Here is a 23,606-nt window from a genome sequence, read left to right on the forward strand (position 1 = left end):
GAGGATTGCAGGGATGACGTTACTTCAGCAAGCAACGGTTTTAATTACAGAAGCTGCCCCTCACCAGACAGAGGCCCTGGCCCAGATGCTAGTCGCCGCCAGCTACCAGGTGCAGGTGCGCGCCGAAGCAGATCTACTGCCCCAAATATCGCCCCAAACACCGCAACTAGAGCCATGGCCCGACCTCATAATATTGCAGGTCGCTGGGGCCGACAGCAGCGGCTACCACCTGGGCCAAAAGCTGAAGGCCAACCCTTCCACAGCCGTCATACCGCTGATCTTTGCTGGCAGCTTTAAAGATACTGCTAGCCGAGAGCGGGTTTTTGCGGCGGGCGGCGTAGACTACTTGGAATCTCCCTTTTTAACAGCAGATGTGTCCGCCCGCGTTGGTCACTGGCTTGAGGTCGCTACGGCCAAACCCATCCGTCCCTCTTTACTGAAAGACAGCCTGCAGCGCCTGCACAATACCCTCGATCTAGACACCATTTTGCAGACGGCTGTGCAGGATGTGCGACAGCAAATCTTGGCCGATCGCGTCATCATTTACCAGTTTGGCCAGAACGGGCGGGGCATGGTGACCCACGAAGCCGTAGTCGATGAGCGCCTTACCGTGCTGCGCCGCCAGGTAGAAGATGCCTGCTTTGACCAGGAGCACGCGACCAAGTACTGGTCAGGGCGAGTAGGGCAGATCAACGATGTAAAGGCTTTGGGAAACATCAGTCAGTGCTACCGCGACATGCTGCTGAGCTTCGGTATCCAAGCCAACCTGGTGGCACCCATCATTCACACCCTGCCGGGGCAAAACCGCTACCTGTGGGGACTAATTATCGTGCACCAGTGCTACCAGCCCCGGCGGTGGCAAACCCATGAGATTGAGCTGCTGCAAGAAATATCGGCCCACCTGGCGATCGCCATTCAGCAGAGTCGTCTGTTTGAGCAGGTGCGTCACCAGGCTCGCCAGGAAATGCTGCTCAATCACATTCTGGATGAAATTCGCGCCAGTCTGGATGTGCAGCATATTCTCACCTGCACCGTAGAGCACCTGGGCACGGCCCTTAACCTACGCCAGTGTGGCATTACGCTGCTGCGCCACAACCTGACTAGCCTGCCCACGCCGTTTGTGGTTACCGTGCAGGCTCCAGCCCTGAGTGAACCTATCGCTCCCTTGGAGATTACTGAAACGCTGCGTCAGCAGCTCATGCTCGACAACAACCTGATCGTGCTGCCCTACCGGGTGAACCCACTGCAGATGCGCCCCAACGCTGCTCAGCTGGTGGCCCAGGGCGAAAACACCTACCTGGCTACGGCCATTCGCATTGACAACCAGGTGCAGGGGGTGTTGTGGGCCTGCCCCGCGCCCAGTCGCCTGGCCAGCATCGACAAAATGAGCCTCTGGGAGCACAGCGATCTGAGCCTGGTTGAAGAAGTAGCTATGCAGCTGAGTCAGGCGCTGCAGCAGGCGGCCCTGTACCAGCAACTCCAGGCGGCCAACGACGAACTCCGTCGGCTGGCCCACCTCGATGGGCTCACCCAAATTGCCAACCGTCGCGAGTTTGACCGCTACCTGGCCCAGGAGTGGCAGCGGCTGCAGCGCGAACAGGGCAGCCTGGCCCTGGTGCTGGCCGACGTTGATCACTTCAAGGGCTACAACGATACCTACGGCCACCTGGCGGGCGACGACTGCCTGCGATCGATCGCCCGCCTGCTGGCCCAGGTAACCAAGCGCCCGGCCGATTTAGCCGCTCGCTACGGAGGGGAAGAATTTGCCTTGGTTCTGCCGAATACGACCGCGGCTGGGGCAATCTCCCTCACCGCAGAAGCCCAAACCTATCTAACCCGACTGGCCATTCCCAACGCAGCCTCGCCCCTGTACGGACAGGTCACGGTCAGCTTTGGCATTGCTGTTCTTACGCCGGCCCCGGCCCTCTCTACCGAACTTCTGATTCAGCGGGCTGACCAGGCTCTCTACGCCGCCAAGGAGAGCGGCCGCAATAGCTACTGTCTGTGGTCTGAGGGGATACAATCGACCTAAGGGGTTAGCGCCAGTTTGGGTTGAACGAGGACTCGAGGGCTAGAGCAATCTGCACAGGTTGCCGGGGACAAGTCGAAGGTTTAGACCGTCGAGCTTTTCAACTTGCAAACGTCTCAACCGGCAAACCTAAGCGACAGGTTAGTCTTCCGCTGCCCTCGAACTCGGGTTAGTAAACGCTTGATTTAACGTATGGTGATTAGCCTGTCTCCTACCCTACAGCAGCGGCTGCGATCGCCTTTAGCCATTGGCGCTGTAACCTTGCACAGCCGGGTCTTGCAGTCGCCCCTGTCCGGGGTGACCGATCGCGCCTTTCGCCAGCTGGTGCGCCGCTACGCCCCCACCTCCATGCTCTACACCGAAATGGTGCAGGCCACCGGGTTGTGTCACGCCCAGCAGCTCGAAAAGATTATGGACATTGACGCCAGCGAGCAGCCGATCAGCATTCAGCTATTTGACTGTCGGCCTGACTTTATGGCCGCTGCCGCCCGCAAAGCTGCGGCCGAAGGAGCCCAAACCATCGACATCAACATGGGCTGCCCGGTGAATAAAATCACCAAAAAAGGGGGGGGCTCATCGCTGCTGCGCCAGCCCGAAGTCGCCGAGGCGATCGTGCGCACCGTCGCAGCGGCTGTCCCCGTACCCGTCACCGTTAAAACCCGCATTGGTTGGGATGACGACCACATCAACGCCATTGACTTTGCCCGCCGTATGGAGGCGGCAGGGGCGCAAATGCTCACCCTGCACGGCCGCACCCGCGATCAGGGCTACCACGGCCCCGCCCGCTGGGACTGGATCGCCAAGGTCAAGGCAGCGCTGAGCATTCCGGTGATTGCCAATGGCGATATTGTCTCGGTAGAATCGGCGGTGCGCTGCCTGGAGCAGACCGGGGCCGACGGCGTTATGTGCTCTCGGGGCACCCTGGGCTACCCCTTCTTGGTCGGCGAAATTGATGCTTTTCTCAAAACCGGCACCGTTCCTGCAGTGCCCACGCCTACAGATAGACTGCGCTGCGCCCGCGAGCACCTGGGCCTGCTGTGGCGGTACAAGGGGCAGAAGGGCATCCACCAGGCTCGCAAGCATATGGCCTGGTATGTCAAAGGCTTTGAGGGGGCCGCTCCCCTGCGCCGACAGCTCTGCCAAATTGAGACTGTCGAGGCTGGGTATGCGCTGCTCGATGGCGCGATCGCTGAGCTAGAAAACGCGATCGTAGCGGTCGAACGCCCCGCGCTCTGGTCGGTTAGATGTAATGAAGTTCTACCCATCGGATAACCGACCCTTGACTAATGGGCTTTAAGGTAGGATCTATTAATAAATTTAATTTGCAGTTTCCACCCCGTAATCTCCATGACCTCGTACGCCACCGCCACTGCCCGCGCCGATATGGGTGAGCTTCGCCGTCTGAGAAGCCTACTGCCCCCCGAGCTTCAGAGCTGGGTGACGGTGGAGTCGGCGATTGACGTCACCCCGCCGCTGATTACCTGCGAAGAACTGGGCAAAGACCAGGTCGAAATTCAGGTCGATCTGATCAAATGGGAGCAGCTGGCCCTCGATCAGCGCAACCTGCTGTTCTGGCACGAGGTGGGTCGCATTCAAAACGACACGATTCCCCGCGACGGTTGGGAAATGGCGGCGTTGGCCATTGGTTTGGGCGGTGCGGTGGGCGAACTGTGGGTGCAGGACGGTCTGCTGCTGATGCTCGCCCTGAGCCTGTGTGGCTTCTCCAGCTGGCGGCTCTACAAGCGCAACAACAACCAAAAAACCCTCCAAGAGAGCATCAGTGCCGACGAGCGGGCGATCGCCATTGCCACTCGCTTTGGCTACACCCTGCCCAACGCCTACAAAAGCCTGGGCAGCGCTCTCAAGACCCTAATTGAGCAAACCCCTAAGAAGCGCCAGCGCGATCGCTACATCAAGCGTCTAGAGGCTCTCAAAAAGAGCGCAGCGAAAGCCAAGGAAAGCGCTCGGGCCGAGCGGGGCGACATGCGATCAGCCTATTAAGGCTCTATACAGCTATTTAGGAACCGGGTGTCTGTGCTTAAGCCTAGATCTAGGTAATCAGCACAGGCATTCGGTTCCTTTTCATACGAGCTAATGCACCGCCTGCAATATCGCCTCTACTACCGCTGGCTCAATCCCCAGCGGCAAGTTCCTGCTGGCCCCAACTACCGCAAACCCAGACCCCTGAGGAATCACTCCCGTCAGCTCAGCCGCCGTCAACTGTGGCGCGACCTCAGCACTCTGCCTAGGCAGCACGATCAACGGCTTTGGCCCCTGACGGTAAACCCCCAAGCGCTGTACCGTTAGCCCAAACGAGCCGGCTTGAAAGGCTGGGTTTAGCCCACCGTCATACTCAAACTTGCTCAGCATCAGCTGCATTGAATAGAGCTGCGCCGGGTTGAGCGACGTAGCCTCTGGCACCGTGCGGGCGCGACGGGTGGCCACCATCTCTAAAAAAGGAACCCTAACCTCGCTCAACCGATCGGTTTGGGTATCGAACGAGCGGCAGTAGGCCAGGCTATCCCAGCCGGGGTTGTCGCGCAAGATCCACTTGTAGCGCTGGCCGTCGCCCTGAGCATAGAGCACCGTGCCCTGCCACTGCCCCAAATTTAGCGGCGGCTCAAGATTGCGCGTGCGAACTGAGGCAAACCCACCGCTGTTGGCCGTAGAAACCTGCCCCACAAACCGCAGGCCGTTCTGCCACTGCACCTGGCTGGTGCTAACACCCCCCATCACTCCGTCGTCCAGGCTGCCCCACAGCGCTGCGATCGCCGGATCAGACTGCCGAAAATCGAACAGGGTAGCCTCCTGATAATTGGGCATTTGGCTCACTCGCTCCAGCCAAGGCTGAAGACCACCCTCAGGATCGGTGGCTGACCAAACAACTAGCGCAACATTCCTCATATGAGCGGGTTCAGCGGCCTGCGGTGGGGCCTCAACCCTGTACCCCAGTGAACCAAGGGGTTCGATCAGGCTGTTGACCCAGTCAGCTGCGCCGCCCAACAGGTACACGCTCGGCTGAGCTAAGGCTGGGTTCAAGCTAGCGGGGTCGAGAGACGGCGTCATTGCACTACCTGGATCAGCTAGCTCAGACAGCCCTCTCAATACTGGCGCTAAAGGCCCTGCCACATCAAAGTGGACCAGTGTTTTAAGCAGCCGTAGAGGGTTCCAAACCATAGTGATAACTTACAGCAAAATCTCGGATGGCACAGAGCTATGGCTGTGCGAGGCGGCAGCAAAAGAAAAGTTTTTCTGTGAATTTACTCATTAACCCGGTGAATAGGCCTGGGTATGCTGAGTTTATCGATGGCTTCGGTGCTGATGACCACTGTGACGATGGCTAGAGTGCCCGGCCACCGGGCAGACACTTTGGCTTGCAGCTCAGCGGTCTAAGCTGCCTCCAGGCGAAGCTTCTATGAGGTTAACCAGGGCAATGCATCAATCTTCCATAAACAACACCCAAAGGCGTCCTGACTACCCCTTAGACTTTCAGTTTAATGAAAGCGGGCCAAGTACTGCGCCCGGACACCATTCCTAAAGTGAGCCTGAAACTATTGCTGGACTGGGCTTAACCAGAATCTTGCCCCAACAGCCGTCTCCAATAGCCCCCCTTTCCCAACAGCCCCTACAGACATCTTGCACGCGGTTTTCTAGAGCAGGCGTTGTCCATGCGAATTCTGATTTATTCCTACAACTACCATCCTGAGCCTATTGGTATTGCGCCATTGATGACTGAGCTGGCTGAGGGGCTAGCCGCTAGGGGTCACCAGGTGCGGGTGGTAACCGCCATGCCCAACTATCCTGAGCGCACTATTTATCCTCAGTATCGGGGCCGTCTGTACGCTACCGAACAGCGCAACGGCGTTACTATTCAGCGTTGCTTTGTACTGGCTTGCCCGAAGCGGGGGCTGGTGGGGCGACTGCTGCTGGAGTCGAGCTTTATCACCCTGAGTCTGTGGCCAGCGCTGCGGGGCTGGCGTCCCGACGTTATTCTCAACACCAGCCCGTCGCTGCCGGCCTGCTTGCCTGTCGCCATTCTCAAGACGCTGTTTCAGTGCCCCAGCGTGCTCAACCTGCAGGATATTTTGCCTGAGGCCGCCATCCAAACCGGATTACTCCGCAACCCGTGGGCCATTCGACTGTTTGAGCTGCTGGAATCGTTTGCCTACCGCAGCGCTACCCGCATCAGCGTGATTGCCCAAGGCTTTCGCGATAACCTGCTGGCCAAAGGGGTACCCGACACCAAAATGGTGCCTATTTCGAACTGGGTGGATGTCGATTTTATTGCACCTCGGCCCCAGGCCAGCAGCGAGTTTCGCCGTCGCCACCAGCTACAGGACAAATTTGTGGTGCTCTACACGGGCAATATTGCCGAAACTCAGGGGGTCAGAACGGCTATTCGCGCCGCCCAGGCGTTAGCCGCTTACCCCGATATTCGTATGGTAATTGTAGGCGAAGGGAAACAGCTGGCGGTGCTCGACCGGTTTCGCCAGCAGCTGGGGCTAACCAACGTTTTGCTGTTGCCCTTTGTGCCCCGAGCTGAATTGCCCGATATGCTGGCCGCCGCCGATGTGGGGCTAATTTTGCAGAAGCATGGCGTGGTGGGCTTCAACATGCCGTCTAAAACTCAGGTGCTGCTGGCCAGCGGTCGGCCAATTTTGGCATCGGTACCGGCCCATGGCACGGCGGCCCAGGCCGTTAGGGCCAGCGGCGGCGGCATTGTGATTGAACCCGAGAACCCAACGGCTCTAGCTAAGGGGATTCTCGACCTGTATCACCAGCCCGAGAAAGCTCAGGCTTTGGCCCGTCAAGGCCGTCAGTATGCGCTAGAGCACTACTCGGCTAAGCGCGCGATCGATCGCTACGAGGCCCTGTTTTACACGCTGACTGCGCCTCAGCGGCAACCGCTGGATGGAGAGGTCATACTGGCGCTGCAGCCGGTGCAGAAGTAAGGGGGCGAGCCGGCTTGGCTACTGGCCCAGGGTGACGGGAGGGGGTGATGACGATCGCCTATTCTTCGATCGCAAGAGAGACCCGGTTGCCGCCTACGGAACGCATTTCGCCCAGAAACTGCATGACCTGCTCGTAGGGGAGGTCTTGATTGGGCAACAGGAACACAATATTTTCAGGGTTGCGGCTGAGATAGGCGTCCATCTGACCCTTGAGGGTATCGACTTCGATGGGCTGACCGTTGAGCTGCACCTGATTTTCGCCGACTAGCTCCACAATGAACGGATCGGCGGGCAGCGGGGGTGGGGCGTTGTCTTGCTGCTCGGCGGGAAGCTGAACTTCGATCAGCGTCTCGCTGCCCAGGGTCATGGTGATAGTAACGAAGAAGGCCAGAATGCCCATCATGACCGTGAGCATGGGCACCAGATCGACCTGGGGCGGGTTAGGGCTTAATTTAGATTTAAAGCGCATGGAGGCCTACTAAATTCGCTCTGGGGTACCGACAAAGTCGCTGTGGCGGGCCTTGTCGGTGGCGAGGGCGGCAGGCTCGTACCAGTATTGGCGATAGATTAGCTCTAGCTCGTTGCCAGCATCGGAGAAGTAGTCGATCTGCTGGGCCTGGAGGGTGACCAGAACGCGAAAGATTAGCAGCGCCATAATGGCAACAATCATGCCAGCGGCGGTGGTAATTAACGCTTCACCAATACCTGCCGCTGCCGCCGTAGCCTGATCACCCGTGCCGCCGCCGCCAATGTTGAGGTTGCCAAAGGTGGCAATCAGCCCTGTTACCGTGCCCAGCAGGCCCAGCAGGGGGGCTATAGCCACAATGGTTTCGAGCAGTTTGTCGCCCTTGCGCATTTTGACGAACTCGCGATCGCCCGTTGTTTCCATCGCCAGCCGAAAGGTGTCGGGGGAGGGCTGCTTGAGCCGCAGGGGCGCGAGCAAAAACCGACCGATGGGTAGGTCCTGGGACTGGGCTGCGATCGCGGCCGCCTGCGTCAGATCACGACGGGAGGCATCGAGCACCTCGCTGACCACCTGGTCTTCCCGGCGCAGTAGCTTAGTCCAAAACAGGGCGCGCTCTAGGGCGGTGGCGATGGTTAGCACCGAGCAGCCCAAAATGGGCACCATGACCGGCCCACCCTTCGCTAAAAAATCAAGAACAGTTGTCATAGCCCAGAACTAAGGTTGAAGTTGGTTGTGCGAGCAGGTCTGCCTACCAGGATAAGCGTATCGAAAGCCGCTGCCTCACACATTAACGCATGGGATTTAGCGCTTTAAGAACAAATTAAACCCGCAGCTCTATTATTCCCACATTAGTCATTGTCGCCCGGAAGGTAGGGACGGTTGATGACCCGGCCCGTGGGACCGGTCACAGCGGTAGTTTTGACCGTCGGAGCGGCCTGCGGCTCAGCCCCATTGGCCGGGGGAGCAGACGCAGGTTGGGCTGGCACCGCAGGGGCGGTTGAGGCACTGCTGAGCGCTACCGCCGCTGACGCTGCCGTGGTGGACTGCAGCTCTTGCCAGCTTAAATTGCCGTCGGGGTCGATTCTGACTAGCACTGAATCAATGCTACTAGACCCTGTTTCTAAACCACCCACTACCTGACACTGGAAGCGATCGCCCGGCTGGTTGACCCGATATGTGGCGGTGCCACAGTCGATCAGGGCGCGCTGCCCAAAGGCCTGAGACAGCTCCTGCTGAATCGTGTCTTCAACCGTGGGCAGGTTGAGCAGCACCTTAGAGTTGGGCACCTCCCAGGTAACATTGCCCTGGTTGTCCTGCTGGGTCACATTGATCGTGAACGTACCCTCAGGGTCTAACTCTCCCACACAGCGAAAATAGGCCCCCGCCTGGCGGCTGACGTCGCTGGGGCAGCGTACCGCACTGAGTGACAGTCGCCGCCCCTGGCGCTCGATATCGGCCTGAATGTTGGCTTCGATGTCGGCGGTGTCGAGGCGATTGCCGCAGGCCGTCAAGCCCAGGACTGCCAGCCCGAGCAGCCCGAGCAGAGATGGCGAAAAATTTACGCGAGGTATTGGGTTGCGCCTGTCCATCGAGCCAGTGAATCCTTAGAGTTAAGTTGGGTATTGACTATGGTAGTACCCCAATTGTGGCAGCCAGGGGGGTCTAAGGCACGCTATCTCCACTACCTTCAGCACCCAAAGCCGTGACCAAAGGGAAGGCACAATTTTTGCTGGACTGACCCCAGTCTCCACCATAATGAAGACAGCTCTTAACACTCGTTCACAAACATTTCGGCATTATGGCAAAAGATCTACAGCAATTTTTGACCCTGCTCGAGCAGCGTGGGCAGCTGCGTCGCATTGCGGCCTCCGTTAGCCCCAATCTAGAAATTGCTGAGATTGCTAACCGCCTGCTGCTCGGCGGTGGCCCCGCGCTGCTGTTTGAGAATGTGCAGGGAGCCACTATGCCCTTAGCTATCAACGTGCTGGGCACCGTAGAGCGGGTGTGCTGGGCCATGGGTATGGAGCATCCTGAGGAGCTAGAAACCCTGGGCGAAAAACTGGCACTGCTCTACCAGCCCCGTCCTCCCAAACAGTTTTCCCAGGCGATTGATCTGGGCAAAGCGCTTTTCGATGTGGTCAAGGCCAAGCCCGTGCGCGATCTGCTGCCGCCCTGTCAACAGGTGGTGCTCAAGGACGATGCCGTTGATCTCAACCAAATACCGCTGCTGCGGGTCTATCCTGGCGACGCCGATAAGGTGATTACCCTAGGCCTAATGATCACAAAAGACCCGGAAACTAATATTCCTAACGTGGGGGTCTACCGGCTACAGCAGCAGTCGAAGAATACCGCCACAGTCCAGTGGCTCTCGGTGCGGGGCTGTAGTCGCCACCTGCGCAAAGCGGCTGAAATGGGCAAAAAGCTGGAGGTGGCGATCGCGATCGGCGTTCACCCCCTGGTAATTCTGGCTGCCGCCACGCCGCTGCCCATCGATCTGTCGGAGTGGCTATTCGCTGGACTCTATGCGGGCAAAGGACTCAGTCTGGCCAAATGCAAAACCGTTGATTTAGAGGTACCTGCCGCCTCTGAAATCGTTCTAGAGGGCACCATTACCCCTGGTGAAACCGCCGTTGACGGTCCTGCAGGCGACCACATTGGCTACTACGGCGGCATCAATGAAGCTGCGCCCCTGCTGCGGTTCCATTGTATGACTCACCGCAAAAACCCAATCTATATGACCACCTTTAGCGGTCGCCCGCCCAAGGAAGACGCCATGATGGCGATCGCCCTCAACCGCATTTACAATCCCATCCTGCGCCAGCAGGTGCCCGAGATTCAGGACTTCTTTTTGCCGATGGAGGGGCTGAGCTACAAAGCGGCCGTACTCTCAATTGAAAAGTCATACCCAGGTCAGGCTAAGCGGGCAGCCCTCGCCTTTTGGTCAGCCCTACCCCAGTTCAGCTACACCAAGTTCGTGATTGTGGTTGATAAAGCCATCAACATTCGCGACCCCCGCCAGGTAATGTGGGCGGTGACATCCAAGGTCGACCCCGTACGCGACGTGTTTATTCTGCCCAATAACCCCTTCGATCGCCTCGACTTTGCCACCGAAAAACCGGGGCTGGGCAGCCGCATGGGCATCGATGCTACCACCAAGGTCTACCCCGAAACCGATCGCCCTTGGAGCGAGGAACTCACCCCCGACCCGGCGACAGCGACGCTGGTAGATGGCCGCTGGGCAGAGTATGGGTTGGGTGATTTAAACCTGGGCGATGTCGACCCCAATTTATTTGGCTACGACCTGCGCTAAGGGGAGAGCACACGATGGTATGGTGAAACTTTTATTTTGGCGCTAGTTGAGCTTGTAGTCTTGGGAGGATGGTTAAGGCTGAGATGATGATGCCTTGTAGCCAGCAAGCTCTGTCGCCACATGGAGGGGCAGCAAATCTGCATCAACTCTATCAAACGTAGTACAGAATACTTCGGGGAATATCGATTGTTGGTTAGCGTAGAGAGCAGCCGTCAACCCCTAAAACGCTAGACTATCGCCAGTCTGCGGCGGCTTTGGAGAAAAAAAGGATTTTTTCACCTAAAATTGCCATCCGGTAGCTAATTTGTGATTTAGTCCCTCACTGGCTACTTCTCATTTCGAGAATGGCCGCATAGACCGCTATTAGTCGAACCGCAATTTTGTCACATGTATAATTATCCAAAATGAATTTACGGGCACGAGCACCTACAGCTTTAGCCGAAGACCAATCGGATAAGCAGTTAATTAATGCTTGAGCAATAGCCTCTGAGTCAATAGCAACGACTTGGGCTACCCCAGCCTCTGCAGCTTCAGGAAAATTGCAGCCAGTGGTGATGATGCATGGTAAACCAGAAGCCATGGCTTCTAACACCGAGATGCTAAAACCTTCTGAATAGGATGGCAATGTAAATATGCTAGAAACGTTTAGAGCGGCTTGTTTCAACTCACCGGTTAGCATTCCGGTAAAAGTTACGGCGTCTAAACAACTTACATCGGCAAAGTATTTTTTAACCTTGGCGCTGTAACCAACGCTATCAGGCCCGGCAATAGCCAAGTGAATGTTTGGGAATTTGGCTCGGGCTTTAGCAAATGCCTTCGCCAACAAGTCTAAGCCTTTTTTCGGATCAAGACGGCTCATAAAAAGGATTAGAATTTTTCCTTTTGCTTCAGGAAAATGCTGATAAAAGAGCTCAGAGCCAAAGGGACATGGCAAAGCCTTGACATCAATTCCATTGGGTAATAGGGCCATATTCTTTAGGCCCATAGCGGCCAAGTTTTTTGCTTCACTGTGGGTTAAGACTTGAATGGCAGATGCCTTGGACAAAGCATTTTTCTCCACCATTTGCAAGTAAAAAGCTTTCTTTTTAGATTTGTGGGCGAGTGCCCAAGGCTCTAACATACCATGGGGAGTCATGAGGTAAGGAATGCTACGGCTCCAGCACAGACGATGCAACCGCGACAGCATGGGAGAAAACAACGTGTGAGTATGCACTAAATCATAGTCATTAACATGCTGGTTCAACCATTTAAGTAAAGACAGGCTAAATACTAGATCGTATCGATGCCAGCAAGGAAAGTACTGAATTCGAAAACGGGTCTCGATCACCCATTGCTCAAAAGGTACATCTAAAGTGTTGCCGTCGTTGGCATTTGTGGTGACTATATCCACATGAATGCTTTGCTGGCCAAGGGCACAGGCTAGATCTCTAACAACACGAGCTGTGCCGCCATAGACAAAACTAATATAGGGCACAACTAATAAGACCTTCATGCAAGGATGTTAGTAGAGGTCTTAAAAGATCGACTTGTCTGAATAATGCAGTCTGTGAGAGCAATTGCCCAGCTTTCAAGGCTAAAATCTTGAATAATGCGTTGAGAAGCTTGCCCCATATCTTTTTGAAGACTGACAGAATAATGACTAAAGGATGTCATGGACTGATTGATGCTTTGACTCTCCCACGGATTAAACACAGAGCCATTAATACCAGGAAAAACCAAGTCGAAAATCGCTCCACATTGAGAAGATGCCAAAATTGGCAACCCGCAAGCCATTGCTTCATTAATTACTAAACCCCAGGGTTCACTAATGCTTGGTAGGATAAATGCTGAGGCTAAGCCATAGTAAGCTGGCAACTCACTAATTTGCTTAAACCCGGGCCAGACTATGTTCTTCAAGTCCAACCTCTTTGCTTTATCCTTAAGAACTAATTCTTGATCTCCACTGCCCACTAGAACTAGCGTTAATGGCTCGGAAGGATGTGCGTTTTGATATAACCCAAATGCTTCTAGCAGACGCAAGAGGTTTTTTTCTTGGGAAAATCGACCTACATAAAGAAAAAACCTTTCTGGTAAGCCTAGTCTCTCACGCTCATAAATTTTATTTTGCTTGACTAAATGCGAAGCTTTGCTGAAATAGTGATTGTCGATAACATCGTAGCCCCGCCATATTTTGTGCTTAGGGAAACCAAGTTTTTCTAGATAGCAGGCAGCACTCGCTCCTGCGACAAAGGCGGCATCGCATCGTCGACAAATCCATTGTCCTTTAATGGCTTCTAAAACAGGGTTGCGGGGGCGATCGCAATATTGCGAGTCCGACAACAGAATAACCGGAATTTGATTCCGATTACTCCATTTAATAGCTGCCCTCATTGCAGGTTGATTATATCCTGCAACAATGAGTATGGAAGGTCGAGTTTTTGTTAAGTGCTCAAGCAGACCTTTGATTAGATCGCTAGCTGCGTATGCTTCTAAAACTCCGTCAGCAATAGTTGTTACTTTAACTGAGCAATCATCTACAATCCACCGGCGCTGACTTTCTTGAGCAGCGAGCTGAATAAGATCTACATTTCCAGGATAAGCAGAGGTAAGTGCACGGATGCGAGCCAAGTGGTAAGGGCCGCACTGGGTATGAATAATCGCTATTGGGCTCACAGTACTTACCCATGTAGAATCAAAAACCTCATTTATAAAAAGATGATTGCATCGGTGATGTATGGGAAGAGTAGGGCAAAACAGAGGACTGGGTTTGAAAGGAGCGACCGTCAGTGGAATATTTCCAAATTAGCCAAGCTGCACCGGTCATTAGCAAAAACCGAAAAGCCATTGCTTCTAGAGTCTGCATTACTAGATATACCGAAAGAGCTGCTAGTAGTGTGTAGATTAAAATCCACAAACCTCCTCTCCTAATCGCTCTTCGCCATGTCATTCCATAAAGCCAGCCGATGGCAAATAAGACAAAAGGAGAGAACCACCAAAATTCTAGCCACATATCTGCCACAATGCCCGGAGCGGAGCCAACTGCTCCAGCCCAACCCAGAGTTTCAACAAAAGTTTCTCCTCCTGTACCCAAGTTTAGTTCTAGATTTGGGATTCCTAACATTCTGCTAGCATCTTGGTACTTAGACGGCCAGAGAAATCTAGGGATCGGGCGAATAAACAGAATTGTAAAATATCGTCTTCCCCAAAAGAACGTATTTGTACTGTTTGCATTAACTATAACACCACCGCCATAAATAAACTCGTTACTACTAACTATTTCAGAGGCGTAGCTAGAGGAATTCGTGAAGTCAAAGTCTGAGCCAAGATAAATACTGCCTCGATTTGCTACTAGAAAAAGCATTAACGTCCCAAGAGCCACTGCCCCTAGAACGACTTGCCTAAGATGAGGACGCTTAAAGCGAACAAAGAACCAACCGACTACTGATGCAATTAAAATCATGGCTGTTGGGCCACGCCGAGCGCCCAACAGCCCATGTATCAATATGGGAGCAGTAAACAGAAAAATCCATCCCCAGTCCTTCAATTTCATCTTTTGGTGTAAGTGACTCACCATAAACCAAAGAAGGGCAGGCAAGGTCAAAAGAATCGCCTCACGAATATAGCCCGACTCACTCCATCCTCCACCATAGGCACGACCGTAGGCCGAGCTCAATCCTCCGCGTTGAATAATGCCATAAACAAATCCTAAGATGCCGAGAAAACCGCAGACGATAGCACCACGCTGAAGTCGCCTTCGAACGCTAATCGTGAGTATCCACGAATTCTGAAGAAAAGGACTAAATGAAGTTCTCCTAGCGCTGATTAATACACCAAGACAAATACTTAAAACCCCAACAAAATTTATTGTTTGAACATATTCTAGCTGTTGAGCGGAAAGAAAAGTTTGCAAATGAGCAGAATTTTTTTGTGCAAGGCTTAAGGGTAGGTAGCTATATAAGTAGAACAGCATTAACCCTAAAAAAATCATGGGATGCAAGGCATCATGGCTACGTCGATAGGCAATCCAAATTGCGCCCAAGGAAACCACTCCAATAGAAATTGTCAAGGCTATGAAATAGTCAATCAGCATATTTTAGGACTCGTTCCACTAAAACTAAAACTATGCTCTCGAAATTTCGGAAATACTTAGTTACTTATCCTTTGTTTTTCTTTGCTAAAAGTTTATTAACCCTTTCTCCAAGCACATAGCAATTCTGCTCCTTCGAGAGAACTGAGCTAAAAATTTTGCTGATTCCATAGGCAGAGTGGTGCGTAATGATAAGACGGTGAAGAAATATACAAAATTTAAATCACTAAAAGATTCTCTGTAGTACACTTCATTTAAAAGTTGAGGACGTACCAATCACGATAACCTTTTATAACTTTTACGGTGAAGATTTCGATATATCTCTGATCCAGTAGAGATGGTCACTATGAGTTCGTTCCGGACAAGATGACGCTAAGCAAATTCGAGAAAATTTGAGACGGCAGGTAAATGTTCGATAACGTGGGCCGAAAAAAATAACATGAAATTCGCCTTGAATATCTGACAAATTATTTTTGACACTAACACCTAATTGTTGACAAGCGAATTCACTATGAGGCTTAAATATCTCAAAACCTTTTACTCGATAACCTGCTGCTTGAAATTGTCGAGATCTATATCATCAGGAACAGCTATAATTTAGAATTGACTTCCCAGGCTTTACTTCAAGGGCCTCAAAAAATTTCAAGTAAGATGTAAAATCCTTTTCTAAGTTCGCAGATCCGGTTCCAAGATGATCATCGAGTCAGGTATTATCAGGAACTTCTGTTGTAACTCCTTGAGTATAATCTTGCTGATGAAAATGCTGACTTTCTTAATCACTTGTGTCAGGTATGATAAATAGAAAGACGCAGTTTTTGCACCACCTCAAATCTGTAATCAAATATTTTCTTTCAACCACTTCTGCTATAGAATGGCCGCAGCTCAGGCATAGATTGCTTTGCGATAAAAGTCTCTTTTTAGAGAAGAAGCAAGATACTTAACTTTTATATTCATTTTGCTGAAGTGAGGTTTTTGCATTGTCACTGTTCTGAGGATCCAATGCCTTTTGTAGTCGGTCTCGGTAATGCATCCAGGTAAATTCTTGAGCGCGGCGGCGGGCAGCCTGCCCCATCTGAGCACGGAGTTGCCGATCGTTGGTTATCCGTTCGATTCTTTCCGCTAAAGCCTCAGCATCTCGGATGGGGACAATAAAACCTTCAACCCCATCGCGCACCACTGAGCCACAGTGGGGAGTGGTAATTACCGGTACGCCGCAGGCTAAAGCCTCTAGATGAACCAACCCAAAACTTTCCGATAAGGTCGGTAGAACAAAGACATCTGCCTGACAAAATTCCTTGTAAATGAGTGATCGAGGTACTTGACCCAAATACTTTGGTCCCCGGAAAAGTGAGTTTTCAACGTTGACAAGCCAAGGCCCTACGACTCGAACTTCTCCTTGAAATCCTCGGGTTTTGAGTAAACGTGTTGCTTCTGCTAAATAATGATTGCCTTTTCGCAGGCCCACTTGGCCGACAAACAAAATTCTACCTGGTGCAGGGTTGGCAGGAAGCTTTAGCCACTCTTCCTGGACACCGTAGGGAACAATCCATAACTTGTTGGGGTCTCCTCCTAGGGCAACGCAGCTGTCAAAACAATACTGTGAGGGCACTAGTACCCGATCTACGGTTGCCCATTTTTCCTGATCTTTCTGAATACCTGCCTCAACAACTGCTTTTGTTTCTCCATGGGGTTCAATGCCGGGAAATTTACGTCGTTCTTCCAATAAAACACGCCCAACATCTATACTGATAATCAGTTCGTGGATGCAAAATAAACCAGCGGCTTTGGCGGCACGAACGACGGGTAAATCGTTATTGATAAAATTAGTGTAGAGAGCAGACGCCTGGGCAAAGTGTTCCTGCCGTGCTCGTTCTAATACAGCTTGTTCAGAATCGAGGTAAACACCAGGTAGTCGATTCAGCAGCGTGGCCGTCAGGGTTCTAAAGGGCTGATCCCGAACGAGTGATCGCGGAATATCGGCAGGAAGTTTGCGCCCCAATAGACGCTTAAGAGATTTTGGCGTCGGCAGTTCCTCCTGGTTGAGCCACTGTAACCAGCTATGATTGCTGTGTAAATCTGTATAAAATGCCTTGAGCTGATGGGTTTGTGCCAGAAGTGCTGGAACAGCATAGTGCATGCGTGCCCCGGCCTGTAAGACCGCAAAGGTTGGTTTAGAGCTAGAAATGGTCATAGGAAAAGGTGTCTGCTCCTTGCCAGAGTTGAATGAATTTGTGAACAGTGTTGTTCCAAGAAAACTCTTTGGCTCTTGCTGCAACCCGCTGCCGGAGTTCTGCATAGCGATCTAGGTCTTGAATGTAAGTTGCTAAAACATTAGCCACTACATGCGGAGGGGTTCCTGGAATAAACAAGTGCCCTAGCTCTTCCGGTAGGGTAGCAGGAATACCACCAACTCGATGGGCGATCGCCGGAACTCCTAGCCTTAAACATTCTACATTTGAAATACCAAACGCTTCTGCCGCTGAAAATAAACAGCCAAAGTGGAAGCTTTGCACAAGCTGAACATAGTCGGCCAGATGAGTAGATTTGTTGATAAATCCCACGCTTCTGATCGCTGGGTGTGTTGGCAGATCATCGGTTGAGGGGCCAACAACAACGACCTCAACCCGCATTTCTTTCTTCAAGAGCACATCAGCAATTTGGAGCAGGTAGGGCAAGCCTTTTCGGTTCCAATCCTTGCCTACAAACCCAAGACGCAAGGGTTGCAGGGGCGAAAAATAAGCGGAAGATGGCGGTAACGCTTCGTCGTCGAGATTGGCCCCGCCAGGTATGATGTGCACCTTCGACGAACAGATGCCATAATCTTTGACCACCGACTGGGCGGCCCAGGTGCTCATGCAAATGATTCGATCGCACGCTTGAAAATTAGCTTTTTCCCGTTCTAGGGCCGTTCGTCGAATGTTAGGGCTTACCTTAGTCCGTAACCCATAATCTTCAAAAATTTGCTTCGTTGTTGCATCTAGATAATAACTTACACTCCATGATGATGGCCAGGGCATAGGAGGCAGCAGGGGGAAATGACTAATGATATCTGTTGGTTTATTGCCTAACTTTGCCTGAGCAAATAGCCGATTAAGACCAGCTGTGGAGTACTGAAATCCTCCATGATGAGCAGTGGTAATGTGCTGCCATCCATTCCACAGCAGGCGCTGTAGGTTTAGTTTTTCGGGTTGAAGGGGCAGGCCACGATGCAGAAATCCTGCTGCTTGCCCAGCCTTTAGGAAAAAGTAGGGAATATTACTCCAAGTATTAATTTGATTAGGGTCTCCTACTAAGGTCAGCACCCGTTGAGTAGAAGTCATACAGGTACTCTAGGATTCAGCAACTGGCCATACCAGCGCTGGGCACAGGTATGAATACTGTAGTGATTGACGGCCCTATTGTAGGCCAACTGACCCCATTGCTTACGCTCATCAACCGATAGGATAAAGCCTTCCAATACCTTTGCCATAACAGAAACATCCTTCGCTGTAACCAGGACTCCGGCTTTTCCGTTGTCTAGTACTTCCCGGCAGGCAGCAACATCGCTTGCAACGATTGGCAAGGATGCCGCCATTGCTTCAACCAAGGCAATGCCAAAGCCTTCTGCTTCAGTAGTACTGAAGACATAAACATCCATTTGCCCTAAGAGCTCCGGTACATCAGAGCGTGTTCCAAGAAATTTTACGCCTCTGCTTAGATTTAAGCGATCGCAGAGCTTCTCCAAGTAACTTTTTCTAGAACCTTCCCCGATTAGCCATAGCTCGACATTTTTGTAACTTATGAATAAGCGTGAAAATGCATGAATTAGGGTTGCCTGGTCTTTAATCGCATCTAACCTTGCGACCATACCAATAATGAAGACGTCACAATTGACCTTTTTTTTCTGAGTCAATTGTGATCGTCTCACTATATTCTCAATATCACAACCATTTGGAATTGGAAAGGAAAACCTAGGCAGTTGTGCTAACGTCTGCAAAGAATTATGTGTAGCCTGCGAACAGGCATGAATAGGAATATCCAAGAGCCTAGATACCTGAATGATACGCTTCCACTGACGCCTAGATCGGCTGTTGAACGGTGCAGGATTTCCAGCATGAGCAACTGCTACATCAATGGCCGCTAAGCGTGCAGCAAAACCAACTAAAACGTGGATTCCAAATGGCTGAATTAAGATTGCATTAAGCTTTTCTCGCCGAAGAAGGTAGGCAAGAGAGAGTACAAACATGACTTTATTCCTTGACTTATATTGGCAATTTATTATCCTTAAATTACTGATTTGCTGAAACTTAGGGAGCATATCTAGCTTCTCAGAGTTTAGATTTATTAAGACATGCTCGGTTTCGCTAGGGGAATGAATTATTAGCTGAAGGCAAAGATTTTCAATTCCCCCTCTATCTAGGCCATTCAGTACATGAGCTACTCGAATTGTGTATACTCCATCCATGTTTCATCACTTAAGGTGAGGTGCAGAAGATCTGTAGCGATAAATTTCATAGCCATCGAAAATGACTTGATTATCGCTTGATATGTAGCCTGCTTGACTGAAGTTTTCATGGATATCCAAGGGATCTATGCCTCGACTTTCTAAAATTGTTTTGTGATAGTCAATTGCTACAGCCTTTATCTTCCCCATTGCAAGAGACTTACGCATACCACAAACGACTTCGTACTCATAACCTTCTACATCAACTTTAACGAAGTCTACTGCCTCAATATTTTTATTTTCTAACAAAAAGTCGAGGTTAAATGCATGAATTTGTTGCGCTTTTGAACCCCATCGGTAATGCCTGGCCACGGAAGATGCTCCTGTATTTGTCTCAGGCCAGAGATTTATCGACAACTTTTCGTTGGGCTTATCCGATAGACAAAAGTTGAAAACAGTAGCGTTAAAACATAAATTTTCATTGAGGTTTTCAAAAATTAGCGGCAGGAGGCGAAACTGCGGTTCGATAGCAAGCACTGTGCCAGTTTTTCCAGCAAGCTTTGCCATTAAGCAGGTGAAATAACCTTCGTTTGCTCCTACATCTATGCAGATGCTGCCTTCATGAATTGAGTCTGCTAAAATCTTCTGCGTGGCCTGCTCATAAGTCCCGATGGAAACCAAAGAGCTGCCTAAGTTAGAAAAGGGATCTACCCAATGACTAAGACCTGTTTCTTTATCTGAAACTAGAATTCTACGCTTCTCCAAGTTTCCATAAATGAAGCGAATTAGCAGGCTTTGCAGACTCGCAGGTCTAATAGCTTTTATTAGTTTCTGAAAATCTATATTTTGAGGAATAGTTTTTAAGAACATACGTGTTGTTATTCTAGCTTTTTTAGATTAGATAAACTTAAAACGAAGAGATAGCTATAAGCGTTGGGATTTATATTGTAGGTTCTGTCCTCATTTAAAGTTAGTAAAGCTGTCATTTAGATTTGCCAATTTCTTAAGTAAAAACTGTTTGATTAACCATTAAGAGCGCGTTGCTGTGTTGTTTTGTTGCTCAATCTGAGTTCATGGGAATAGGCTTGAGCCATTGCTTCAATGCTAAAAACTGATTGGGCACGTTCACGAGCGATCTGAGTCCGTTTTGCCGCTTCATAGGGCAAATTCATGACGGTCAAAATTCCTTTGGCAAGGTGCTCAGGACTTTCTGGTTTAACTAGAATCCCGCTTAAACCATTCTGAAGAATTTCTCTACAAGCCCCAACATCGGTCGCTACAATCGGTACTCCTGCTGCCATAGCTTCCACGAGAGCTATCCCAAAGCCCTCGTCGGGTTTGGCCGAAAATACAAAGGCATCCATCTGCTGGAGCAAGGATGGAATGTCGCGCCGCATCCCTAGCAGGTACACCGTGTCCTGCAGCGATAACTCATCAATAAGAGTTTCGTATTCTTTGCGGCGACGACCTTCTCCAACTAAGTTAACTTGAATTTTGAACCCCTGGTTCTTTAGCAGTCCTGCCGCTCGAATTAGGGTCGGCTGGTCTTTGTGCTGCTCTAGTCGCGCTACCATTCCGACAATGAAAGGACGATTGTCGGAGCGAACGGTTACTTTCGCTACTGGATTAGCTACGCAATTAAAAGGACAGCCGTTATAGATCGTGACAGCCTCGGTAGGAGTGAGATTAAAGTGCGCTAGTACTCCCTGACGGATGTAGTTACTACAACAAATCAATCGATCTGTTACTGGACGCCCTAGCTGAATTTGCAGGCGAAATTTTTGAAATGCCAAGCCGCTCCAATGCGGTGGGTAATTTCCTACATGGGCGGCTACTCGCTTAACACCAGCGCATTTTGCTCCGTAAGCAACACAAGTATGCCAGCCCAAGGGCATAGAAAGCACTGCCGAAGGTTTGAGTTGATAACAAAGTTGGTAGATTTCTTTAGTAAGTTTGGCGTAACGGCCTAGACCAGCTTTGGGAAGTTGAAGGTAGATTAGAGGAATGCCCAATGCCTCAAACTCAGGAGCCAAATCATTGGGCTGAGGATAAAAAAGTACAATAGTAGGCCGAATGCCGCAAATCAACCACCAGCGGCAGAGTTCGAGAACAAGCACAGGGGTGCCTTCGGCGCAAAGAGAGGTGAGAACAATCAGAAGCATCCCAGCTTGGAGAATTTAAATTTACAATGAGGTTCAAACTGCAACAGACTTAGTTACACGTGCTGAGTCTTTGCAAAACGAAATCCTTGCGGTCTTTGCTGATGAACAAAACATCATTCCAAGTATCTGTCTTGAAATCAAGGCGATTTGAGTCTGCATCATAGGTAGAAGCCTCATACCCGAAATCTTCTAAGAGGCAGTAAATATCTTTTTCTGAGTATCCATACCTTGAAAAAGAATTATTAATTTCTAGTAATATAACAGGAGGGTTAGAATTTTTCAAAAGCTTATATGCACCACGAAGAAAAAATAGCTCATAGCCCTCAAGATCAACCTTAGCCATTGCCCAAGGAATATCCAATGGAACTGCTTCGCTCAATGGCATAGAAGAGACAGAAACAGCTAAATGCTGAGATGCATCGGGAACTACATGGTTTGTTTCATCTTGGTCAAGAGTAAATTTTAATTGTTCAAAGCTTTCACCTAGTGCTATTTGAAAGGACTTAATGTTTGTAATATTATTTTGAGTGATATTTTTTTGAAGTCTGCGAAAAGTTGAAGGGATGGGCTCAAATGAATATACACAACCCTTTATACCGACTAAAGAGGATGCTAGTAAACTGTAAATTCCTATATTTGCACCTGCATCAATAAAAAAGTCATCAGTCTTTAAATATCGCCGAATAAAGTTCATGCCATGATAATCTTTGAGCGCTGTGTAGTAGATATAGCTTCTTGAAAAGTCCGCTTTTGGGTCTAAAAATAGATTATATCCAAATGCAGGTATTCTTATTTCCTGGCCTTTCACTAAGCAAGTGTAGTACTGACTAGCCGATCTTAATACCGCACCTAGACGATTTTCATGGTTGGAGGGATGATTCCATATGCTTTTGACTTGGCGAATATAGTTGTTAATTGACATAAAAGAACTAGCTCAAAATAAAGAAATTTATAATAGGGCGTTAAAGGCACTAGCGTCAGCAAGCTACAAATCTTGCACTATCGACTAAAAAGAAAACAAATGAGCATTTAATTAGAATAAGCTCGAATTTAGCCTGGAACGCAAAAAGACTAGTTTAGTATGACCAAATATGTCAGATATTGATTCCCCATACGCTGAAGATGATGGGTATTTAAAGTACTCGTGTGCATGATCTAAAGCAATGCTCTAGCTGTTCAAACCTTGAAATCTCATATTTTAAGTGCTTTGTCAGGCATTCTATGAAGCGCAAAAAACTGGAATAAAAGCTCAGACCAGAACGAAACACTCGTCGTAATGATTCTCATTCTTGTTGGATATAGGAATAAAACCACAGTTTTTCATGTAGTCATAAATATCAAAATCGGAATTGGCTAACCGCTTGGATCGTTGATGATCAATTTCAACAATAACCTTGCGTACTTTGCCGGATATCAACGCTGCTTTCATTCCAAGTAAGACTTGTGGCTCAAAACCTTCAACATCAATCTTTATAACAAATGAGTTGTTCAGATTATTGTCCATGAGATTGTAATATTCTTTATATGAGTTCACCAAGTGATCTACTGTTACCATTTGAACTGTTTGAGTTTGGCAAATATTCTGAGAAATACTATCAAGAAGGATTGAATTGCCGCCACTGTGCGAAATTTCTTGTACATGTATCTTGCTTAGGCTGAGTTTACTCCCTGCTGCTCCTAGAATAGGGACAACATTGGTACACTTGTTGAGTGAAATATTTCGTATAAGCTCTGAGAATTCTCTGGAAGATGCTTCTATGGAAATAACCATAGAGCACTGAGAAGAAGCAAGAATTGTAAAGAGGCCTATATTAGCACCTATATCGATAAAAACATCGTTTGCCCCTAAGTCTTGAAGATGATCATAACAACCTTCATTGCCGTAACGGGCCATAAGCCAAAAAGTGCTATCTTTAAATCTTGCGCTTAGTTTTGGCCCATAAACCGAGGTGACAACTGCTCCATCTAGAAAATGGCTAATCAACGTAGCAATTTTATATTTTCCTCGTTTGATCGGAAAATTCTGTATGTACGACAGGAAAAATTCTGAAAGCAATGTTTTCAGATTAAGTTTTCTACCCATCAAATTAGCATTCCTTGCTGTTGCTGATTAATCTACTCACAAATTTGAGCATTAAAATTTCCATACTATAAATACTCGAAGCTTTGCAAGTCTAATAAAAAAGAAAGCATATGAA

At 49.9% G+C, this 23,606-nt stretch carries 19 protein-coding genes; 5 read left to right on the top strand and 14 right to left on the bottom strand.

Annotated elements, in window-relative coordinates; translation table 11 throughout:
* Nucleotides 1-13: 13 nt before the first annotated feature.
* From IQ265_RS16365 to IQ265_RS16375, 3 genes are all read left to right on the top strand, one after another.
* The gene (locus IQ265_RS16365) at nt 14-2,032 is read left to right on the top strand and encodes a diguanylate cyclase (RefSeq protein WP_194055502.1); all 2,019 of its coding nucleotides are present in this window, start codon (nt 14-16) and stop codon (nt 2,030-2,032) included.
* 192 nt (nt 2,033-2,224) lie between these two features.
* Nucleotides 2,225-3,301 carry a tRNA dihydrouridine synthase DusB gene (gene dusB, locus IQ265_RS16370; protein ID WP_194055662.1) on the top strand — a complete coding sequence of 359 codons (1,077 nt, stop codon included), beginning with the start codon at nt 2,225-2,227 and terminating at the stop codon, nt 3,299-3,301.
* Between the two features lie 75 nt (nt 3,302-3,376).
* Nucleotides 3,377-4,030 (top strand): DUF3318 domain-containing protein, encoded by a 654-nt coding sequence (locus IQ265_RS16375; RefSeq protein ID WP_106868565.1) that lies wholly within the window; start codon nt 3,377-3,379, stop codon nt 4,028-4,030.
* A gap of 90 nt (nt 4,031-4,120) precedes the next feature.
* On the opposite strand, the gene IQ265_RS16380 is transcribed toward IQ265_RS16375, so the two are convergent.
* On the bottom strand, nt 4,121-5,095 hold the full coding sequence (locus IQ265_RS16380; protein WP_194055504.1) for a CIA30 family protein: 975 nt from the start codon (nt 5,093-5,095) through the stop codon (nt 4,121-4,123).
* Between the two features lie 602 nt (nt 5,096-5,697).
* Between IQ265_RS16380 and IQ265_RS16385 the strand changes: the two genes are divergently transcribed.
* A complete protein-coding gene (locus tag IQ265_RS16385) occupies nt 5,698-6,981 on the top strand; it encodes a glycosyltransferase family 4 protein (RefSeq protein WP_194055506.1) in 1,284 nt (427 codons plus the stop codon).
* Between the two features lie 58 nt (nt 6,982-7,039).
* On the opposite strand, the gene IQ265_RS16390 is transcribed toward IQ265_RS16385, so the two are convergent.
* The 3 genes from IQ265_RS16390 to IQ265_RS16400 form a co-directional block, all read right to left on the bottom strand.
* A complete protein-coding gene (locus IQ265_RS16390) occupies nt 7,040-7,450 on the bottom strand; it encodes a biopolymer transporter ExbD (RefSeq protein WP_194055508.1) in 411 nt (136 codons plus the stop codon).
* Between the two features lie 9 nt (nt 7,451-7,459).
* A complete protein-coding gene (locus tag IQ265_RS16395; protein ID WP_194055510.1) occupies nt 7,460-8,152 on the bottom strand; it encodes a MotA/TolQ/ExbB proton channel family protein in 693 nt (230 codons plus the stop codon).
* 143 nt (nt 8,153-8,295) lie between these two features.
* Nucleotides 8,296-9,036 carry a DUF4333 domain-containing protein gene (locus tag IQ265_RS16400; protein WP_194055512.1) on the bottom strand — a complete coding sequence of 247 codons (741 nt, stop codon included), beginning with the start codon at nt 9,034-9,036 and terminating at the stop codon, nt 8,296-8,298.
* A 209-nt stretch (nt 9,037-9,245) separates the two neighbouring features.
* Between IQ265_RS16400 and IQ265_RS16405 the strand changes: the two genes are divergently transcribed.
* Entirely contained in the window at nt 9,246-10,757 is a 1,512-nt protein-coding gene (locus tag IQ265_RS16405) for a UbiD family decarboxylase (protein WP_194055514.1), read from the top strand.
* Nucleotides 10,758-11,076: 319 nt separating this feature from the next.
* Here IQ265_RS16405 and IQ265_RS16410 read toward each other — a convergent pair whose 3' ends face one another.
* The 10 genes from IQ265_RS16410 to IQ265_RS16455 form a co-directional block, all read right to left on the bottom strand.
* Complete coding sequence (locus IQ265_RS16410; protein WP_194055516.1) at nt 11,077-12,249, bottom strand: glycosyltransferase; 1,173 nt, start codon at nt 12,247-12,249, stop codon at nt 11,077-11,079.
* Nucleotides 12,246-13,409 (bottom strand): glycosyltransferase family 4 protein, encoded by a 1,164-nt coding sequence (locus tag IQ265_RS16415; RefSeq protein WP_194055517.1) that lies wholly within the window; start codon nt 13,407-13,409, stop codon nt 12,246-12,248. The genes IQ265_RS16410 and IQ265_RS16415 overlap by 4 nt, the downstream gene beginning before the upstream one ends.
* 28 nt (nt 13,410-13,437) lie before the next feature.
* A complete protein-coding gene (locus tag IQ265_RS16420) occupies nt 13,438-14,826 on the bottom strand; it encodes a hypothetical protein (protein ID WP_194055518.1) in 1,389 nt (462 codons plus the stop codon).
* A gap of 934 nt (nt 14,827-15,760) precedes the next feature.
* Nucleotides 15,761-17,014, bottom strand: coding sequence for a glycosyltransferase family 4 protein (locus IQ265_RS16425; RefSeq protein ID WP_194055519.1), 1,254 nt, complete (start codon nt 17,012-17,014; stop codon nt 15,761-15,763).
* The gene (locus IQ265_RS16430) at nt 17,001-18,143 is read right to left on the bottom strand and encodes a glycosyltransferase family 4 protein (protein ID WP_194055520.1); all 1,143 of its coding nucleotides are present in this window, start codon (nt 18,141-18,143) and stop codon (nt 17,001-17,003) included. The genes IQ265_RS16425 and IQ265_RS16430 overlap by 14 nt, the downstream gene beginning before the upstream one ends.
* Nucleotides 18,140-19,048, bottom strand: coding sequence for a glycosyltransferase (locus IQ265_RS16435; RefSeq protein ID WP_194055521.1), 909 nt, complete (start codon nt 19,046-19,048; stop codon nt 18,140-18,142). The genes IQ265_RS16430 and IQ265_RS16435 overlap by 4 nt, the downstream gene beginning before the upstream one ends.
* Before the next feature lie 225 nt (nt 19,049-19,273).
* A complete protein-coding gene (locus tag IQ265_RS16440; RefSeq protein ID WP_194055522.1) occupies nt 19,274-20,116 on the bottom strand; it encodes an FkbM family methyltransferase in 843 nt (280 codons plus the stop codon).
* 152 nt (nt 20,117-20,268) lie between these two features.
* The gene (locus IQ265_RS16445; RefSeq protein WP_194055524.1) at nt 20,269-21,408 is read right to left on the bottom strand and encodes a glycosyltransferase; all 1,140 of its coding nucleotides are present in this window, start codon (nt 21,406-21,408) and stop codon (nt 20,269-20,271) included.
* A gap of 49 nt (nt 21,409-21,457) precedes the next feature.
* Entirely contained in the window at nt 21,458-22,330 is an 873-nt protein-coding gene (locus IQ265_RS16450) for an FkbM family methyltransferase (RefSeq protein WP_194055526.1), read from the bottom strand.
* Between the two features lie 327 nt (nt 22,331-22,657).
* Entirely contained in the window at nt 22,658-23,491 is an 834-nt protein-coding gene (locus IQ265_RS16455) for an FkbM family methyltransferase (RefSeq protein WP_194055528.1), read from the bottom strand.
* Nucleotides 23,492-23,606: the final 115 nt, after the last annotated feature.

Source organism: Nodosilinea sp. LEGE 06152 (assembly GCF_015207525.1).
In the GTDB taxonomy this organism is placed as follows: Bacteria; Cyanobacteriota; Cyanobacteriia; order Phormidesmidales; family Phormidesmidaceae; genus Nodosilinea.

Excerpts from the sequence above, each read along its gene's own strand:
- IQ265_RS16395 (WP_194055510.1), bottom strand. The coding sequence starts at position 8,152 with ATGACAACTGTTCTTGATTTTTTAGCGAAGGGTGGGCCGGTCATGGTG.
- IQ265_RS16380 (WP_194055504.1), bottom strand. The coding sequence starts at position 5,095 with ATGACGCCGTCTCTCGACCCCGCTAGCTTGAACCCAGCCTTAGCTCAG.
- IQ265_RS16405 (WP_194055514.1), top strand. The coding sequence starts at position 9,246 with ATGGCAAAAGATCTACAGCAATTTTTGACCCTGCTCGAGCAGCGTGGG.
- IQ265_RS16445 (WP_194055524.1), bottom strand. The coding sequence starts at position 21,408 with ATGCTTCTGATTGTTCTCACCTCTCTTTGCGCCGAAGGCACCCCTGTG.
- IQ265_RS16410 (WP_194055516.1), bottom strand. The coding sequence starts at position 12,249 with ATGAAGGTCTTATTAGTTGTGCCCTATATTAGTTTTGTCTATGGCGGC.
- IQ265_RS16400 (WP_194055512.1), bottom strand. The coding sequence starts at position 9,036 with ATGGACAGGCGCAACCCAATACCTCGCGTAAATTTTTCGCCATCTCTG.
- IQ265_RS16425 (WP_194055519.1), bottom strand. The coding sequence starts at position 17,014 with ATGACCATTTCTAGCTCTAAACCAACCTTTGCGGTCTTACAGGCCGGG.
- IQ265_RS16365 (WP_194055502.1), top strand. The coding sequence starts at position 14 with ATGACGTTACTTCAGCAAGCAACGGTTTTAATTACAGAAGCTGCCCCT.
- IQ265_RS16385 (WP_194055506.1), top strand. The coding sequence starts at position 5,698 with ATGCGAATTCTGATTTATTCCTACAACTACCATCCTGAGCCTATTGGT.
- IQ265_RS16430 (WP_194055520.1), bottom strand. The coding sequence starts at position 18,143 with ATGACTTCTACTCAACGGGTGCTGACCTTAGTAGGAGACCCTAATCAA.
- IQ265_RS16450 (WP_194055526.1), bottom strand. The coding sequence starts at position 22,330 with ATGTCAATTAACAACTATATTCGCCAAGTCAAAAGCATATGGAATCAT.
- IQ265_RS16420 (WP_194055518.1), bottom strand. The coding sequence starts at position 14,826 with ATGCTGATTGACTATTTCATAGCCTTGACAATTTCTATTGGAGTGGTT.
- IQ265_RS16455 (WP_194055528.1), bottom strand. The coding sequence starts at position 23,491 with ATGGGTAGAAAACTTAATCTGAAAACATTGCTTTCAGAATTTTTCCTG.
- IQ265_RS16435 (WP_194055521.1), bottom strand. The coding sequence starts at position 19,048 with ATGTTTGTACTCTCTCTTGCCTACCTTCTTCGGCGAGAAAAGCTTAAT.
- IQ265_RS16390 (WP_194055508.1), bottom strand. The coding sequence starts at position 7,450 with ATGCGCTTTAAATCTAAATTAAGCCCTAACCCGCCCCAGGTCGATCTG.
- IQ265_RS16440 (WP_194055522.1), bottom strand. The coding sequence starts at position 20,116 with ATGTTCTTAAAAACTATTCCTCAAAATATAGATTTTCAGAAACTAATA.
- IQ265_RS16375 (WP_106868565.1), top strand. The coding sequence starts at position 3,377 with ATGACCTCGTACGCCACCGCCACTGCCCGCGCCGATATGGGTGAGCTT.